The 16,329-nt window shown below is 64.7% G+C and carries 14 protein-coding genes; 6 read left to right on the top strand and 8 right to left on the bottom strand.

All coding sequences use genetic code 11. The features are described from left to right. Window position 1 precedes the first annotated feature (1 nt). The 4 genes from narJ to FAZ97_RS14615 are packed head-to-tail and all read left to right on the top strand — an operon-like array spanning window position 2 to window position 3,588. Window positions 2-709, top strand: coding sequence for a nitrate reductase molybdenum cofactor assembly chaperone (narJ, locus tag FAZ97_RS14630; protein ID WP_158759210.1), 708 nt, complete (start codon window positions 2-4; stop codon window positions 707-709). A gap of 55 nt (window positions 710-764) precedes the next feature. Further along, window positions 765-1,448, top strand: a complete 684-nt coding sequence (narI, locus tag FAZ97_RS14625) for a respiratory nitrate reductase subunit gamma (protein WP_158759209.1) — start codon at window positions 765-767, stop codon at window positions 1,446-1,448. A gap of 28 nt (window positions 1,449-1,476) precedes the next feature. Beyond that, window positions 1,477-2,268: a peptidylprolyl isomerase gene (locus FAZ97_RS14620; RefSeq protein ID WP_158759208.1), complete on the top strand. Its 792-nt coding sequence runs from the start codon at window positions 1,477-1,479 to the stop codon at window positions 2,266-2,268. Window positions 2,269-2,301: 33 nt separating this feature from the next. After that, complete coding sequence (locus FAZ97_RS14615) at window positions 2,302-3,588, top strand: MFS transporter (RefSeq protein ID WP_158759207.1); 1,287 nt, start codon at window positions 2,302-2,304, stop codon at window positions 3,586-3,588. Window positions 3,589-3,612: 24 nt separating this feature from the next. Here the strand turns inward: FAZ97_RS14615 and FAZ97_RS14610 are convergent, their stop codons facing one another. After that, window positions 3,613-4,074, bottom strand: coding sequence for a universal stress protein (locus tag FAZ97_RS14610; protein WP_158759206.1), 462 nt, complete (start codon window positions 4,072-4,074; stop codon window positions 3,613-3,615). A 793-nt stretch (window positions 4,075-4,867) separates the two neighbouring features. Between FAZ97_RS14610 and flhD the strand changes: the two genes are divergently transcribed. Continuing rightward, window positions 4,868-5,188, top strand: a complete 321-nt coding sequence (gene flhD, locus FAZ97_RS14605; protein WP_028202636.1) for a flagellar transcriptional regulator FlhD — start codon at window positions 4,868-4,870, stop codon at window positions 5,186-5,188. A 10-nt stretch (window positions 5,189-5,198) separates the two neighbouring features. Further along, window positions 5,199-5,801 carry a flagellar transcriptional regulator FlhC gene (flhC, locus tag FAZ97_RS14600; RefSeq protein ID WP_158759205.1) on the top strand — a complete coding sequence of 201 codons (603 nt, stop codon included), beginning with the start codon at window positions 5,199-5,201 and terminating at the stop codon, window positions 5,799-5,801. Window positions 5,802-5,954: 153 nt separating this feature from the next. Here flhC and FAZ97_RS14595 read toward each other — a convergent pair whose 3' ends face one another. The 7 genes from FAZ97_RS14595 to FAZ97_RS14565 all read right to left on the bottom strand — a co-directional run bounded on the left by FAZ97_RS14595 (window position 5,955) and on the right by FAZ97_RS14565 (window position 16,231). Continuing rightward, window positions 5,955-7,280, bottom strand: a complete 1,326-nt coding sequence (locus FAZ97_RS14595) for an Nramp family divalent metal transporter (RefSeq protein WP_158759204.1) — start codon at window positions 7,278-7,280, stop codon at window positions 5,955-5,957. A gap of 52 nt (window positions 7,281-7,332) precedes the next feature. After that, window positions 7,333-8,523, bottom strand: coding sequence for an acyl-CoA dehydrogenase family protein (locus FAZ97_RS14590; protein ID WP_158759203.1), 1,191 nt, complete (start codon window positions 8,521-8,523; stop codon window positions 7,333-7,335). 85 nt (window positions 8,524-8,608) lie between these two features. Further along, the gene (locus FAZ97_RS14585) at window positions 8,609-9,265 is read right to left on the bottom strand and encodes a methionine ABC transporter permease (protein WP_158759202.1); all 657 of its coding nucleotides are present in this window, start codon (window positions 9,263-9,265) and stop codon (window positions 8,609-8,611) included. After that, complete coding sequence (locus tag FAZ97_RS14580; RefSeq protein WP_158759201.1) at window positions 9,258-10,373, bottom strand: methionine ABC transporter ATP-binding protein; 1,116 nt, start codon at window positions 10,371-10,373, stop codon at window positions 9,258-9,260. Before FAZ97_RS14580 ends, FAZ97_RS14585 begins: the two co-directional genes overlap by 8 nt. A gap of 31 nt (window positions 10,374-10,404) precedes the next feature. Next, window positions 10,405-11,232 carry a MetQ/NlpA family ABC transporter substrate-binding protein gene (locus FAZ97_RS14575; protein ID WP_158760928.1) on the bottom strand — a complete coding sequence of 276 codons (828 nt, stop codon included), beginning with the start codon at window positions 11,230-11,232 and terminating at the stop codon, window positions 10,405-10,407. Window positions 11,233-11,456: 224 nt separating this feature from the next. Then, a complete protein-coding gene (locus FAZ97_RS14570; RefSeq protein ID WP_158759200.1) occupies window positions 11,457-13,022 on the bottom strand; it encodes an efflux transporter outer membrane subunit in 1,566 nt (521 codons plus the stop codon). A 23-nt stretch (window positions 13,023-13,045) separates the two neighbouring features. Next, window positions 13,046-16,231 carry an efflux RND transporter permease subunit gene (locus FAZ97_RS14565; protein WP_158759199.1) on the bottom strand — a complete coding sequence of 1,062 codons (3,186 nt, stop codon included), beginning with the start codon at window positions 16,229-16,231 and terminating at the stop codon, window positions 13,046-13,048. Window positions 16,232-16,329 lie beyond the last annotated feature (98 nt).

The following is a 16,329-nucleotide window of genomic DNA, read 5'->3' as shown; positions in this document are numbered from 1 at the left end:
CATGTTCGCGGCTCGTCCCCAGCCCATGACGTACCGGCTCGTTGCGTCGCTGCTCGAATACCCTGATACGTCGCTCATCGAGGCCGTGCATGAATTGCGCGCGATGGTGCGCAGCGAGCGCGCGTTCGGCGCCGAGGCGCGCGAGAAGCTCGAACGCTTCCTCGACTATCTCGGCTCGCGCGATCTGCTTGCGCTGCAGGAGAACTACGTCGCGTTGTTCGATCGCGGCCGCGCGACGTCGCTGCATTTGTTCGAGCACGTGCACGGCGAATCGCGCGATCGAGGCCAGGCGATGATCGACCTCGTCCAGACCTACGAGAAGCACGGCATGCTGTTGCAGCCAGGCCAGTTGCCCGACTATCTGCCCGTGTTCCTCGAATACCTCTCGATTCTGGAGCCGAACGATGCGCGCGCGCTGCTCGGCGAGACCGTCGCGATCCTGCAATCGATCACCGAAGAACTGAGCCGGCGCAACAGCCACTACGCGTATGTGATCGGCGCGCTGCTGCCGCTTGCAGGCGCGGGCGGCGCCGATCTGCCCGAAGCCGCGCACGACGACGACGCGGGCAAGCCGCACGACAAGGAGCATCTGCGAGCGCTCGACGCGGCCTGGGCCGATGAGCCCGTGCAGTTCATGGGTGCGCAGCGCCCGGCTGCCGTTCCTGCCTCGGCGCCGGTCGAGTTTCACCCGCGCCGCGCGCCACGTTAGAAACGCAACACGCTACCTGGGCACGCCGTTCGAACACCGCTAGCAAGGAGCCGTCATGGGCGATTATTTCCATCAGTTTCTGTTCGGTATCTATCCGTACATCTGCCTTGCGGTGCTGCTGTTCGGCTCGCTCGTGCGCTTCGACCGCGAACAGTACACGTGGAAGAGCGACTCGTCGCAACTGCTGCGGCGCGGCGCGCTGCGGCTTGGCAGCAACCTGTTCCACTGGGGCATTCTCGTCGTGGTGATGGGCCACTTCGTCGGCTTTCTCGCGCCGCACTGGCTCGTCGCGCCGTTCATCTCGGCTACCGTGCACCAGTTGCTCGCGATGGTCGCGGGCGGCGTGGCCGGCAGCTTCGCTATTGTCGGCCTCACGATCCTGATCGTGCGGCGGCTTGGCGACACGCGCATTCGCGTGAACAGCAAGCCTTCGGACATCCTCATCGTGTTCATGCTGTGGGCGCAACTCGCGCTCGGCCTGGCGACCGTGGTGCTCTCGGCGCGCCACATGGACGGCGTGATGTTCGAACAGCTCACCGACTACGTAAAAGGCGTAGTAACGTTCCGGCCCAATATCGCCGGGCTGCTCGACGGCGTGCCGCTCGTGTATCAAACCCATATCGCGCTCGGCTTCACGATCTTCCTCGTTTCGCCCTTCACGCGCATGGTGCATATCTGGAGCGGCATCGCTTCGGTGTTCTATCTGATCCGTCCGTACCAGCTCGTACGCAAGCGCTAATCGCCAACCGGAACCAGGAGCGCCAGAGATGACGACTGCCGTCCCCCACGAAGGACTGCCCGGCCTGCCCGCCCGCGTGAACGACGTCGAGATCGGTCTCGCCGCGATCGAGGCCGAGCGCGGCAATCACGCCGATGACCCGGACCCCGCGCTCGCCGCGCGGCGCACGCTGGTCGTGCACGAACTGCTGCGCCAGCGCGCAGTGGCGCTGGACCTGCTGGCGCCTGACGCCGAACTCGACGACAGCGCGCTGGACGTGCTGCTCGAGCGCGAACTGCGCGTGCCCGAACCCACGCCCGAAGACTGCGAGCGCTACTACACGCAGCACGCAAAGCGCTTCGTGCGCAACGAACTCATATACGCAAGCCACATTCTCTTCGCCATTACCGACCGCGTGCCGCTCTCGCTGCTGCGCCAGAAGGCCGAAGCGACGCTTCGCGAGTTGCAGCAGGCGCCCGACACTTTCGAGGCGCTGGCGCGCCAGTTCTCGAATTGCCCTTCGGCGGGCGTGGGCGGGAGTCTTGGCCAGCTCACGCGCGGCGACACGGTGCCCGAGTTCGAAGCGGCGCTGTTCGACAGCGCGGAGATGGGCGTTCTGCCGCGTCTCGTGCGCACGCGCTATGGCTTTCATCTCGTGCGCGTGGATCAGCGCGTGCCGGGCCATCCGGTGCCCTTCGAGGAAGTGTCCGGCGACATCGCGCGCTTTCTCAGTGAACGCGTGCGCCACAAGGCCATTCAGCAGTACGTATCGATTCTGGCATCCGGAGCGACGCTCGAAAACGCGGCGCTGGAAGCCGCGACGAGCCCGCTCGTCCAGTGACGTCGATCTGCACCCTCACGCGATGGAGGCAACATGAATCTGCGTAGTGAACCGGCGCGCCCCGTGACGAGCGCAGCACAGCCCGAGAAAGTCGGCGCGAAAGCGTGGTCCGTCCTGCTCGTCAGCACGCTCGCGTTTCTCGTCTGCTTCGTCGTGTGGATGATGTTCGGCGTGCTCGGCGTGCAGTTGCGCGAGGAACTGCAGCTCAACAGCACCGAGTTCGGGCTGCTGACCGCCACCCCCGTGCTGACCGGCGCGATCATGCGGCTGCCGCTCGGCGCGTGGACCGACCGCTTCGGCGGGCGCATCGTCATGACCACGCTGCTGGTGGTCTGCGCCGTGCCGGTGTATATCGTCAGCTACGCGAGCGAGTTGTGGCAATTCCTGCTCATTGGCCTCTTTCTCGGCTGCGTGGGCGCCTCGTTCGCGGTGGGCACGCCGTATGTGGCGCGCTTTTTCCCGCCGAGCCAGCGCGGCTTCGCCATGGGCTTTTTCGGCGCGGGCACGGTGGGCGCCGCCGTCAATCTGTTCGTCACGCCGCAGCTGGAAAACCTCTATGGATGGCGCTTCGTGCCGCGCGTCTATGCCGTCGCGCTGATCGTGACGGCCGTGATTTTCTGGCTCGGCTCGGCGCGCGACCCGGGCGCCGGCAAGTCGGGCGGCTCGCTGCTCGACTCGTTCAAGGTGCTGGCCGACCCGCGCGTGTGGCGGCTGTGCCAGTACTACTCGATCACCTTCGGCGGCTTCACGGCGCTTTCGCTGTGGATTCCGCAATACTTGAAGGCCGAATACGGCATGTCGCTCGTCATGGCTTCGGCCTTCGCCGCGGGCTTTTCGCTGCCGGGCTCGATCCTGCGCGCCGTGGGCGGCGTGCTCGCCGACAAGCTCGGCGCTCACACCGTCACGTGGTGGGGCCTGTGGGTGGCATGGGTTTGCCTCTTCATTCTCTCGTACCCGCCCACCGACTTCGTGATCCACACGATCGACGGCCAGGCGGCGCTGCATATCAGCATGCCTCTGTTCGGCTTCGTTGCGATCGCCTTCGTGCTCGGCGCGGTGTTCGCGTTCGGTATGGCCTCGACGTTCAAGTATGTGGCCGACGACTTCCCCACCAACATGGGCATCGTGACCGGCATTGTGGGGCTGGCGGGCGGCCTGGGCGGCTTTCTGCTGCCGATCCTGTTCGGCATCCTGCTCGACTGGCTCAAGATCCGTTCGAGCTGCTTCATGCTGCTTTACGGCGTCGTGTGGGTCTCGCTGATCCTGCTCTACATTTCAGAGGTCAAGCGCACGCCGATTCTTGGCGAATCCAACGCTTGAGCGGCGCACGGTTACATTTGCATCTCAGGCCGCCGCTTTCGCCGGCTCCGGGTCCGGCGCGGTAACAACCAGCACGCTGCACGACACGCGGTCGAGCAACCGGCGGTCGTCGCGCCCGTCCCACCAGCGCTTGAGCGGGCCGCGCCGATGGTGGGCCAGCACGATGAGGTCGGGCAGGAGTTCCGCGCTGTAACTCGCGATCACGTCGATCGGCCGCCCGACAACGAAGTGGCCCGTTGCCGCGAGGCCCTTCTCCTGCAAACAGGCCACCCCTTCACGCAAAATCTCGCGCGCCGCCTCTTCCGCGGCTTCGAACGGCACGGCAGAAGCGATGTCCGTTCCCCATTGCAGCGGCGCCTGGTCGAGCACGGCCAGCAAATGCGTTTGCGCGTGGCATTCGCGCGCAAGGTCGGCGCCCTCGCGCAAAGCCCGACGACCTTCGCGCGTTGCGTCGTAACACAGCAGAATCCTGTTGAACGAGGCCATGATTGCTCCCCCGATGATGCCGGCGCAGGGCAGACGAGCGCGCCGTACCCGAAATGCCGTGTTCATTATGCCAGTTATATCACGTCATGATATGACTGGGCCGTCGATTCCGGCCGTACGGTATACATATAGCCAGGACGCACGATGGCCGGCTCGATATCGGCGCCTTCCTGTGTCGCGCCACTCCGCCCGCCCGGCAAACGTTTCAAAGACACGATCTCCGCGCAATATCCAGCGTGCATATATTCCAAAAACCAACGGTGTTACCCGCCATCTGCACTCGTAACATCTCAGTTACACATTGCCCTGTTACAGGTCGTCAGGGTCGAAACACCTGTTACATCTTAATCGTCATAGGTATTAATCCGCAGACCCGTATTTTTTACCTGTCAACGCAACTCCTTTCTAAACGTTTATTCCAGCGACTGGCGCTTTTTGTCTCGCGGCGATTCGTTGCGCATGCATCGAGGAGTTGGCAGAAACCCTGATAAACCAAGGCGCTACGGCCGGATTAGCTGGCCGGATCGAGGTTGTCGCAGCTTGCCCTCTGGCAGCTCTCAAACTGCAGCAAAACTTACCGAAAATAATTTACAACAGTACGATTATTTTTTATGTGAGGGATTGCTTTCTGAGATAAGCCCTCATACAATTCAGTCCAAGGTTGTTACGAGATGTAACAACCTGTATCAAAGAGTCAGGTCAAGCCAACGAGCGAAGATCGACCACAAGACCAGAAAAGATACAACGGCGAAAAAGCCGGGGGGTTAAATTCGGGGCTTCGGAAACTAGAGAAATGGACCGTAGCAGCGAGACGCTGGAATCTATCCGCGAAATTAATTTGTCGTATCTGATGCTCGCACAGCGCATGCTGCGCGAGGACAAGCCGGTCGGCATGTTCCGACTGGGACTGTCGTCGGAACTGGCCGATCTGCTTGGCGCTCTGTCGCTCGCGCAGATCGTCAGGTTGGCCTCTTCCGACCAACTTCTCTGTTTTTTCCGCTTCGACGATCATGCGATGTTGTCGGCGCTTACGCAGACTTCAAAGCATGCCGACGTAGCGGCTACCCATGCGGCCATCCTGCTTGCAGGACAGCCGGCTGGGCAATTCGCCTGAGGGTGACGTCATGACTACGCGGCGCAGCCTCACCGAAGACGCTCAGGAAGTATTCCGTGCGATCGCACTGATCGAGCTGGGCGCGCGTATGCAGGTGCTCGAAAGCGAACTCACGCTCTCGCGGGACCGCATGATCCGCCTGTATCGCGAGATCCGTGGCGTATCGCCGCCCAAAGGTATGTTGCCGTTCTCGGCGGACTGGTACATGACGTGGCTGGCCAACATCCACGCCTCGCTGTTCTATAACACGTACTTGTTCCTGAAGAACGAAGCGCGTTGCTCGCATCTCGACGCGCTCACCAAGGGGTTCCGGCTGTATCTGGAACACTGCCGCCACAGCGGGGCCGAGCCGGCGCTCGACCTGACGCGTGCGTGGACCCTGGTGCGATTTTTCGATGCCGATATTCTGCAGTTGACGCCTTGCTGCCGTTGCAACGGCAAGTTCGTCGCGCATCGCCACGACCTTCAGCACAACGTCGTGTGCGGCGCATGCCAGCCTCCATCGCGAGCCGGCAAGACGAAAAAGGCGGCTGCAGCGCGACGGGGCGCCGAGCAGACCGAGAGCGACCTTCCGGCAGTGGTAACGTCGGATGGCATTGCCGAGGCTGCGTAAGCGTAGGAGAGCAGATCCGGGTCAACCGGACATGAGACCAAGACCAAGACGTGAAACCGTCCGGTGCCCGGGGGCGCCGGACGGCGAAGCGCTTTCCGATTGCCGCCTTGCTTGTTCCTTCTGAGGCGCGCGCCTGTTACACCTTTCCCGCTTTCAATTTCCGCCGAACGTCTGCCAGACGAGCCACAGGTTAGCAGCCGATATCACGACGAACAGGAACCACGCCAACAAGCGCGTGGGGAGCCGGTTCACGAACTCGCCCATCAACGCACGATCGTTCGTCATGCGGATGAGCGGCCAGAGCGCGAACGGCAATTGCAGGCTCAACACCACCTGGCTTGCCACCAGCAGCTTGCCCACCGCGCCGTTGCCGAGCAGCGCCACGCCCGCGAAGGCGGGAATCAGCGCGAGCACGCGCGTAATCAGCCGCCGCTGGTAACACGGAATCTTCATCTGCAGGAAGCCTTCCATGATGACCTGGCCCGCCACGGTGCCCGTGAACGTCGAGCTTTGCCCGGAAGCGAGCAGCGTGATCCCGAACAGCACGGCCGCCGCGCCCGTGCCGACAATCGGCGCGAGCAGCTTGTAAGCCTGTTCGATGTCGGTGACGTCGGTGTGCCCGTTGGCGTGAAAAGCCGCCGCGGCCAGAATCAGAATGGCCGCGTTGATCAGGAGCGCGATCAGAAGCGAGACGATCGTGTCGAGCCGCGAAAGGCCGATGGCCTGCTTGAGGCTTGCGGGGTCGCGCTTGACGGCGCGCGTCTGCACGATCGACGAATGCAGGTAGAGGTTGTGCGGCATGACGGTCGCGCCGAGAATGCCGATCGCCAGATATAGCGGCTCCACCGAGGAAATGGCGTGCCACGATGGCACCGCGCCCGCGAATACCGAAGGCCAGTGCGGCTTCACGAGCGCGAGCTGGATCACGTAGCCCAAGCCGATCGTCGCGATCAGCCCGGCCATGATCGCTTCGAGCGAGCGGAAGTTCTTGCCTTTCAGGCCCAGCACGATAAGTGTGTCGAACGCCGTGAGCACCACCCCCACCATCAACGAGCAGCCCAGCAGCAGGTGGAACGCGAGCGCGCCCCCCAGCACCTCCGCAAGATCGCAGGCGATGATCGACAGCTCGGCGAGCACCCATTGGCCGAGCGCAACCGGCCTCGAATAGCGCTCGCGCGAAAGCTCCGCGAGATCGCGCTGCGTGACGATGCCAAGGCGCATGGAAAGGCACTGCAGCGCGATAGCCGCGAGACTCGACAGCACGACCACGAACAGGAGGCTGTAACCGTAGCGCGAGCCCGCCTCGATGTCGGTGGCCCAGTTGCCCGGGTCCATGTAGCCGATCGATACCAGCAGGCCAGGACCCGCGAATTGCCAGAACTTCTTCCAGAACGGCGCGCGCGGCGAAACCTCGATGCTGCCCTGCACTTCGGAGGGGCAAAAAGGCGCCGTTGCCGTGGTCGGTAGTCGGAACTCCAACGGTTCGATCCTCAAGGGTTGACCTGTCGCGGCCCATGCCGCGATCGGTCCCTCAAGTGTACAGCGTCGGCTGCGGCACTTCTCTCAAGAGCGTGAAGCGGCCCACGTCGCGCAGGCGGTAGTCGAGCGGATCGTGAAGCGTGTGCACGCGCGCGTTGCGCCAGAAGCGGTCGAGCGCGAGCGCCGCGCCCGTGGCGCGCGCGCCGCATGCCTCGAAAAGCTGCTCGCCGCCCTGGAGCGCGGCGCGGTGCGCGACGATCTTTGCCTCTGAAATCGCAAGCGAGACTTCGGCGCGCGTCGCTGTGTTCAAAGCGTCGCCTTCGTCCCACGCAGCGTCGAGCAGCGCGCCCGCGCGATCCGCCAGCACCGCCGCCGCGAGCGACTGCACGCGCATCTCGCCAAAGCGCTGCTGCAGGAACGGGTCGTCGGCCACGTGCTGCACGCCCGAATTGACCCACGGGCGAGCGTTCGCGAGCACATAGGCGCGCGCTTCTTCCAGCGCGCCTTCGGCCAGGCCCACGAAGAGATTCGTCAGCACGCCTTGCGAGACCAGCGTGCGCAGCGTGGCGCGCGGCGTGTCGGGACGCTGCAGCACTTCAGCGGCGCGCACCGCCACGTTCTCGAACGATACGGTGCCGCTGTCGGTTTGCCGCTGGCCTATCGGGTCCCAGTCGTCGTGCACCGTGATCCCGGCGCGCGTAGTGGGCACGACCGCGAACACCGGGCTGCCCGTGGCGGGATCGTGCGCACTCACGGTCATCATCTGCGAACCGTAGGTCCCCGAACAAAATCCCTTCTTGCCATGCAGACGCCAGCCGCCTTCCTTGTCCGGTTGCGCGACAAGCCGCGTGTCGATGGGGTTCACCGCGTTGCCCCACCACCAGCGAGACTCGGCGGTGCCTTGCAGCCAGTTCCTGCGCTGCGCGGCGTTGCCCCACAATTCGACGCTCGCCACCTGCAGGCACTGGAAGCCAAGCAGATGCGCGAGCGCACTGTCGACACGAGCGAGCGCGCGGATCGTCGCGTAGATATCGCTCCAGCGCACGCCGTCCTTGCCGAACTGGCCGCCGAATTCGCGCGGCACCGCGAGCGTGAGCAGGCCGGCATCGGCAATGCACTGCTTTTCGGCCGCCGCGTGTCCTCCCGCAAGATCGCGTTGTGCGGCGTTCGCACGCAGCGCTTCGAGCAGCGCGGTGAAACGCGTGTCCTGTTCCTGCCCGCGTGGGCGCTGTGCTTCGTTCATACCGATATTTCCCGATTGAGATGCCATGAAAAGCGCAGCGCGCAGCAAGGGGGCTGCGCGCGTGATGTCGAAAAGGCCAGGCCTTTCAGGTTCGCCGCAACAGGCGCCGCACCATCACGTCACCTGTGAACTGTACGGCCGCAACAATCGCGATCAGCATCACGATGACAGTGACCATGACCGTCGTATCGAAGCGTTGATAGCCGTAGCGTATCGCGAGATCGCCGAGGCCACCCGCGCCGACGGCGCCCGCCATCGCCGAGGAGCCGATCATCGCCACCACAGTGATCGTGAAGCCGCCGACCATGCCGGGCAGCGCCTCGGGCAGCAGCACATGCCACACGATATGGCGGCGCTGCGCGCCCATGGCCTGAGCCGCCTCGATCAGGCCGCGATCGACTTCGCGCAGGCTGACTTCGGCCACGCGCGCGAAGAACGGAATGGCCGCAATGGAGAGCGGCACCACGGCGGCCCACACGCCGATCGTCGTGCCGACGAGGAAGCGCGTAAGCGGCAGCAACGCAACCAGCAAGATAATGAAGGGCGTGGAGCGGAACGCGTTGACGAGCGCGCCCAGCGCGGAGTTGAGCGCGGGCCGCTCCAGAATGCCGCCGCGCGCGGTCGTGACGAGCAACAGTGCGATGGGAATACCAATCAGGAGTGCGAATATCGCCGATACGCCGACCATCAGCAACGTGTCGCGTATGCCTTCGAGGAGTTCGGTGATCCAGATGTCAGACATAACCCAGCACCTCCACGCGGCTTGCATGGCCACGCGCCCGCTCGGCGAGTGTCGCGGCCTCGGCAGCGTTTCGCGCCGGCGCGGAGACGATCAAGCGCCCTTGCGCGCGCCCCTGAATCCGCTCGATGCCGCCATGCACGAAGCGCACGCCCTGCGAGCCGAACGTCTGCGCGAGCGTGGCGAGGTCGGGCTCCTGCGCCGCTTCCCCCGTGAAGCGCACGTCGAAGAGCGCATGCGCGCCCGCTCGCGGCGAGTCGTGAATGCGCGCCGCCAAATCGTCGGGCAGTTCGTGGCCGGGCGTGTGCAAGAGCGCACGCGTCGCTTCGTGCTGAGGATCGCCGAACACGCGCCATACCGGTCCCTGCTCGACCACCTCGCCGCGCTCGATCACCGCGACCGTATCGCACACGTCGCGTATCACCTCCATCTCATGCGTGATGAGCACGATGGTGACGCCAAGGCGACGGTTGATGTCGCGCAGCAGCGCGAGAATGGCGCGCGTGGTTTCCGGGTCGAGCGCCGAAGTCGCCTCATCGCACAACAGGATATCGGGCTCGTGCACGAGCGCGCGTGCAATCCCCACGCGCTGCTTCTGCCCGCCGGAAAGGCGCGCGGGCCACGCATCGCGGCGCTCGCTCAACCCGACGAGTTCGAGCAGCGTGTTCACGCGCGCCTCGATGGCCGCCTTCGGCACACCCGCGATTTTCAGCGGCAGCGCGATGTTGTCGTGCACGGTCTTGGCGGAAAGCAGGTTGAAGTGCTGAAACACCATGCCGATGCGCCGTCGCAGCGCGACGAGTGCCCGCTCGTCGAGCGCGCCCACGTCCACACCGTTCACGCGCACGCTGCCGCTCGTGGGCTTTTCGAGCCCGTTGACAAGCCGCAGCAGCGTGGACTTGCCCGCGCCACTGCGCCCGATGATGCCGAACACCTCGCCGCGCGCCACCTGTAAGCCGACGCCCGCGAGCGCCGCATGCGCGCCGGCCGCATAGGTCTTGCCGACGTTTTCGAACACCACGGCGGGCTGTGACGCATCGGCGTCGCGCGCCGTCTCTCCTGCCGCCGGCCCTGATTCGATGAAGCGCGCTGCCCCGAACCATTTCATCATCGCTGCTCCTCGTGCGTGATTGACGCGCGCCTTACCAGGCGACCGCGTAGAGGTTGCCGAAGGCCTTGTCGAGTTCCTTGCGCACGGCCGGCGAATGCTGGTAGATGTCGATGAACTTGCGAATGCGCGGATCGTTCACGCTCTCGGGCCGCACGACGAACTGGATCGCGAACGCTTTGTTTTCCGTGCCGTCGAAGAGCAGCGCGCTATTCGGATCGGTCGTGCCCGCAAGCTTGATGAAGCTCGGGTAGCCTTGCGCGAGATCCACGTCGTCGAGCGAGCGTGCGAGTTGCGACGCTTCAAGCTGAACGATCTTCAAATGCTTGGGGTTGGAAACGATGTCGAGCGTCGTGGCACGATAGTCCACGCCCGGCTTGAGCGTGATGAGACCCGCGCGCTGCAGCAGCAACAGGCCGCGCCCGCCGTTCACGGGATCGTTCGCAATGGCGACCGTCGCGCCGTCCTTCAGGTCTTCGAAACGTTTTACCTTCTTCGAATACAGGCCGATCTTCATGATCGTGCCCGGCGCAATGGCGACGAACTTGTAACCGCCCTGCTTTTCGGCGTTTTCCAGAAACGGCGTGTGCTGGAAGTAATTGACGTCGATGTCCTTGTTGGCCAATGCGGCGTTAGGCGTGTTCCAGTCGGTGAATTCGATGATCTTCACGTCCACGCCCTGCGCCTTCGCCTCGCGAGCCGCTTCCTGGAGCGCGGGCGTTTGCGGCGTGGTGGCGATGCCGATTTTGAGCGTCGGGGTGTCGGCATGCGCATTAAGCGTAGTGGCCGCGAGCGACACGGCGATTGCCGTCAGCTGGCCGAACGACGCAAAAACGCGCTGAAAAGAAGAAGGGCGCCCCATGGCGCGCACGGCACGGATCATCGCGTTCCTCGAATGGAAGGTGGACTTCGTTCAGTGAGGAGCGACGCGATGAGGGCCCATCGCGTTGGCTCCAGATGGGTCCAGACGATGATAGGGGCGCGGCGGGGCCGGGTCTACGAAGCGATTGCGCAAAGGAAATCGCCGCCTGCGATATGCACAGGCGGCGAGCGTTACGGCTATTTCCGTGGGGTCTTGCGAGCGGCTTAACGCGCCGCAAGCGGCGCGGGCGGCGGCGCGCCATCGCCGGGCTTCGCATCGCCCCAGCCGCCGCCCAGCGCGCGGATCAGGTTCACGGTCGCCACGGCCTGCGAGCCCTGCAAGTGGCTCGCCTGCAATTGCGACACGAGCACCGTCCGTTCGCTGTCGATCACGTTCAGATAGCTCACCTCGCCTTCCTCGTACTGCGTGCGCGAAAGGTGCGCCGATTGCTGCGAAGCGCTCACCGCGTCGTTCTGCTCGCGGATCTGGTCGTCGAGCAGGCGCAGGTCGGAGAGATTGTCCTCCACCTCGCGGAACGCCACGAGCACCTGCTGGCGGTATTGCGCGACGTCTTCCTCGTACTTCGCGCGCGACTGTGCGAGATTCGCCTTGCGCCGGCCGCCGTCGAAAAGCGGCAGCGTGAGCGCCGTACCGGCAAGCGGCCCAAGCAGGAACGCGCGGCTCGACCACATGAACAGATCGCCGAGCGTGGCCGACTCGAAACCCGCTGCCCCCGTGATGTTGAGCTGCGGGAAGAATGCCGACTTCGCGAGACCCACGCGTGCGTTCGCGGCCGCCATGGCGCGCTCGGCCGCCGCCACGTCGGGGCGGCGCTCGAGCAGCGTGGAAGGCAGGCCCGGCGGCACCTGCACGACCACCGGCGCGAGCGGCGTTTCCGGGAACGTGAAGTCCGCGGGCGCCTTGCCGAGCAAGATCGCGAGGCTATGCTCCGAGGCCGCGCGCTGACGCGCGACGCCAACCGCGTCAGCACGCGCGCTCGCCAGCTCGTTGCGCGCCTGCGCCACGTCGAGCGCACTGATGTCGCCTTCCTTGAAGCGGCGCTCGACGAGCTTGAGCGCGTCCTCGCGCAGCGCCACCGTGCGGCGGTACAGATCGACATCGGAGTCGAACTGGCGCAGCTGGAAGTAGTTCTGCGCGACGTCGGCCTGCAAGGCAAGCTGCACCGAGAGGAACAAGGCTTCGCTTTGCTGCGCGTCCGCCTGCGAGGCGTGGACGTTCGAGCTCACGCGGCCAAACAGATCGACCTCGTAGCTTGCCGTAGCCTGCGCGCGCCACAGCGTTTGCGCGGGCACGTTGGTGCTCTGCGGGAAGTACAACGAAGCCGGCGAAGCACGCTCGTAGGTCGGGCCGAAGCCCGCATCGATCGACGGGAACCACGAGGCGCGTGCGGCCTGCGTCACGGCGCGCGCCTGCTGCACGCGCGCGGCGGCCGCCTTGAGGTCCTGGTTCGCTTCGAGCGCCTGCTGTTCGAGCTTGTCGAGCGCCGGGTCGCCGAACACCGTCCACCATTCGCCGCGATGGGTGTCGTCGGCGGGCTGCGCGGGCGTCCACGTGCCCACGTCGTGTGGATTCGTGCTTTGCGTTTGCTGCGGCGCTTCCTTGTAGGCAGCGGGCACGGCGGCGTCGGGCACCTTGTAGGTGGGCTCGACCGAGCACGCCGCGAGCCAGGCAAAGAGCGCGACGCTCGCCGCGATTCGCGTGATGCGCGCGAACTGGCCGGCTCCCGGCGAGTCATTCCCGCCGTGACGCAAGATAGATTCGTTAGTCATGTTAATCATTCTCCCTTGTCGCCTTACGCGTCGACCATCGACTGCGGCTTGCGCGCATTGTCCTTCTGCGCGACGTGAATCTTGCCGCCCGCGAGCGTGCGCAGCACCACGTAGAACACCGGCGTGAGAAGCAGGCCGAACGCGGTCACGCCCAGCATGCCGAAGAACACGGCCACACCCATCGCATGACGCATCTCCGAACCCGCGCCGCTCGAGAGCACGAGCGGCACCACGCCCATGATGAACGCGATGGACGTCATCAGGATCGGTCGCAGACGCAGACGGCTCGCCTCGATGGCAGCGGAAAGCGGCGTGTGTCCGTCGTGCTCCAGTTCGCGCGCAAACTCGACGATCAGAATGGCGTTCTTCGAAGCCAGCCCCACCAGCACCATCAAGCCGATCTGCGTGAAGATGTTGTTGTCGCCTTGCGTGAGCCACACCCCCGTTAGCGCACACAGCACGCTCATCGGCACGATCAGGATCACCGCGAGCGGCAGCGTGAGGCTCTCGTACAGCGCGGCCAGCACGAGGAACACGAGCAGCACGCTAATCGGGAACACCCAGACGCCCGCATTGCCCGCCAGCACCTGCTGGTACGTGAGGTCGGTCCATTCGAACTTCACGCCGCGCGGCAGCACTTCGGCCGCGATGCGCTCCGCCGCCGCCTGCGCCTGGCCCGACGAGTAACCGGGCGCGGGGCCGCCGTTGATGTCGGCAGCGGTGTAGCCGTTGTAGCGCACCACCATTTCGGGGCCGTACGTGGGCGTGACCGTGACGAGCGACGAAAGCGGCACCATCTCGCCCGCGGCGTTGCGCGTCTTCAGTTGCAGGATGTCGTCGGCCCTCTGGCGGAACGGCGCATCGGCCTGCACGCGCACCTGATACACGCGTCCGAAGCGGTTGAAGTCGTTCACGTAGAGCGAGCCGAGATAGACCTGCATCGTGTCGAACACGTCCGTGACCGGCACGCCGAGTTGCTTCGCCTTCGTGCGGTCGAGATCGACGTTCAATTGCGGAACGTTGATCTGATAGTTCGTGAACGTCGGGCCCAGCTCCGGCGTTTGCGACGCGCGCTTGACGAAGTCCTGCGTGGCGCGGTTGAGCGCCTCATAGCCGAGCGCACCATGATCCTCCAGCTGCATCTTGAAGCCGCCGAGCGTGCCGAGGCCGAGCACCGGCGGCGGCGGGAACACGGCGATGAACGAGTCCTTGATGCTCGCGTACTGCTGGTTCAGCGCCCCCGCAATCGCCCCGGCCGACAACGCCTTGCCCTTGCGCTCCTTGAACGGCTTGAGCGTGACGAACACAATGCCTGCGCTCGAACTATTGGTGAAGCCGTTCACCGAAAGGCCCGGGAAGGCCACGGCGCTTTCCACGCCGGGCTGCTTGAGCGCAATCGCGCTCATGTCGCGAATCACGTTCTCGGTGCGGTCGAGCGCGGCGCCATTAGGCAATTGCGCGAACGCGATCAGATACTCCTTGTCCTGCGCGGGCACGAAGCCGCCCGGCACCACACGCGCCATCAGCACCGTTGCGCCGATCAGCACCACATAGACCCCGAGCATCGCGCCCTTGTGGCGCAGCACGCCGTTCACGCCGCGCCCATAGCTTTCCGAGCCGCGATGGAACACACGGTTGAAGCGGCGGAAAAAGCCGCCCAGCACGAGGTTCATGCCGCGCGTGAGCCAGTCTTCCTTCTCGCCGTGGCCGCGCAGCAGCAGCGCCGAAAGCGCGGGCGAAAGCGTGAGCGAGTTGAACGCCGAGATCACCGTGGAAATGGCGATGGTCATCGCGAACTGCTTGTAGAACTGGCCCGTGAGACCGCTCATGAACGCGAGCGGCACGAACACGGCCACCAGCGTGAGCGCAATCGCGATGATCGGTCCGCTCACCTCCTGCATGGCCTTGTAGGTCGCGTCGCGCGCGGATAAGCCGCTCGCGATATTACGCTCCACGTTTTCCACCACGACGATCGCGTCGTCCACCACAATGCCGATGGCGAGCACCATGCCGAACAGCGATAGCGCGTTGATCGAGAAGCCGAACGCAAGCAACAGCGAGAACGTCCCGACAATCGACACCGGCACCGCGATCAACGGAATGATCGAGGCACGCCACGTTTGCAGGAACACGATCACCACGATCACCACGAGCGCGATGGCTTCGAGCAGCGTATGCACCACCGCTTCGATACTGGAGCGCACGAACTGCGTGGGGTCGTAGACAATCTTGTAGTCCACGCCTGCGGGCATGTCCTGCTTGAGTTCCTTCATCGCCGCGCGCACCTGGTCCGAGATCGCGAGCGAGTTCGCGCCCGGCGCCTGGTTGATGGCGAGCGCCACCGCTGGCTTGTTGTCGAGCAGCGAGCGCAGACCATATTCCGAAGCGGCCAGCTCGATACGCGCGATATCGCGCAGGTAGGTCACACCGCCATCGGGATTCGTCTTGACGATGATGTTGCCGAATTCGCTTTCCGTGCGCAGACGGCCGCGCGCGTTCACGTTCAACTGGAACGGCGTGCCGGGCACGCTAGGCGAAGCGCCGATCACACCCGCCGCGACCTGCACGTTCTGCTCGCGAATCGCGTTGACCACGTCGTTCGCGGTGAGATTGCGCTGCGCGACCTTCTGCGGGTCGAGCCAGATCCGCATGGCGTAGTCGCCCGAGCCCCACAGCTGGACTTCGCCCACGCCCTGGATGTTCGAGAGGCGGTCCTTCACGTTCAGCAGCGCGTAATTGCGCAGGTACGTCATGTCGTAGCGGTTGTCCGGCGAGATCAGGTGCACCACCATCGTGAGCGTGGGCGAGCTCTTGATGGTCGTGATGCCGAGACGCTGCACGTCTTCAGGCAGGCGCGGCAGCGCCTGGTTCACGCGGTTCTGCACGAGCTGCGTGGCCTTGTCCGGATCGGTGCCGAGGCGGAACGTGACCGTGAGCGTGAGATTGCCGTCGCTATTGGCCTGCGACTGCATGTACAGCATGTTCTCGACGCCGTTGATCTGCTCTTCCAGCGGCGCGGCCACGGCTTCGGCAATCACCTTCGGGTTCGCGCCCGGGTACTGCGCGTGGACCACCACCGAAGGCGGCACGACCTCGGGGTACTCGGAGATCGGCAACTGGAACAGCGCGATCACGCCGGCCAGCAGGATCAGCACGGACAGCACGCCCGCGAAGATCGGCCGGTCGATGAAGAATTTCGATATGTTCATGGGTTGCTCTTGTTCATGACGCTCAATTTAGCGCTAATCGTCTGACGCTTAGGCATCCTGACCGATGCACGGGCGTACGCTGCAATCGCGCACGCCCG

Origin of the sequence: Paraburkholderia acidiphila (assembly GCF_009789655.1) — a bacterium.
Taxonomy (GTDB): domain Bacteria; phylum Pseudomonadota; class Gammaproteobacteria; order Burkholderiales; family Burkholderiaceae; genus Paraburkholderia; species Paraburkholderia acidiphila.
The sequence above is the reverse complement of the archived record's forward strand: the minus strand, read 5'-3'. Positions and strand labels throughout refer to the sequence as shown.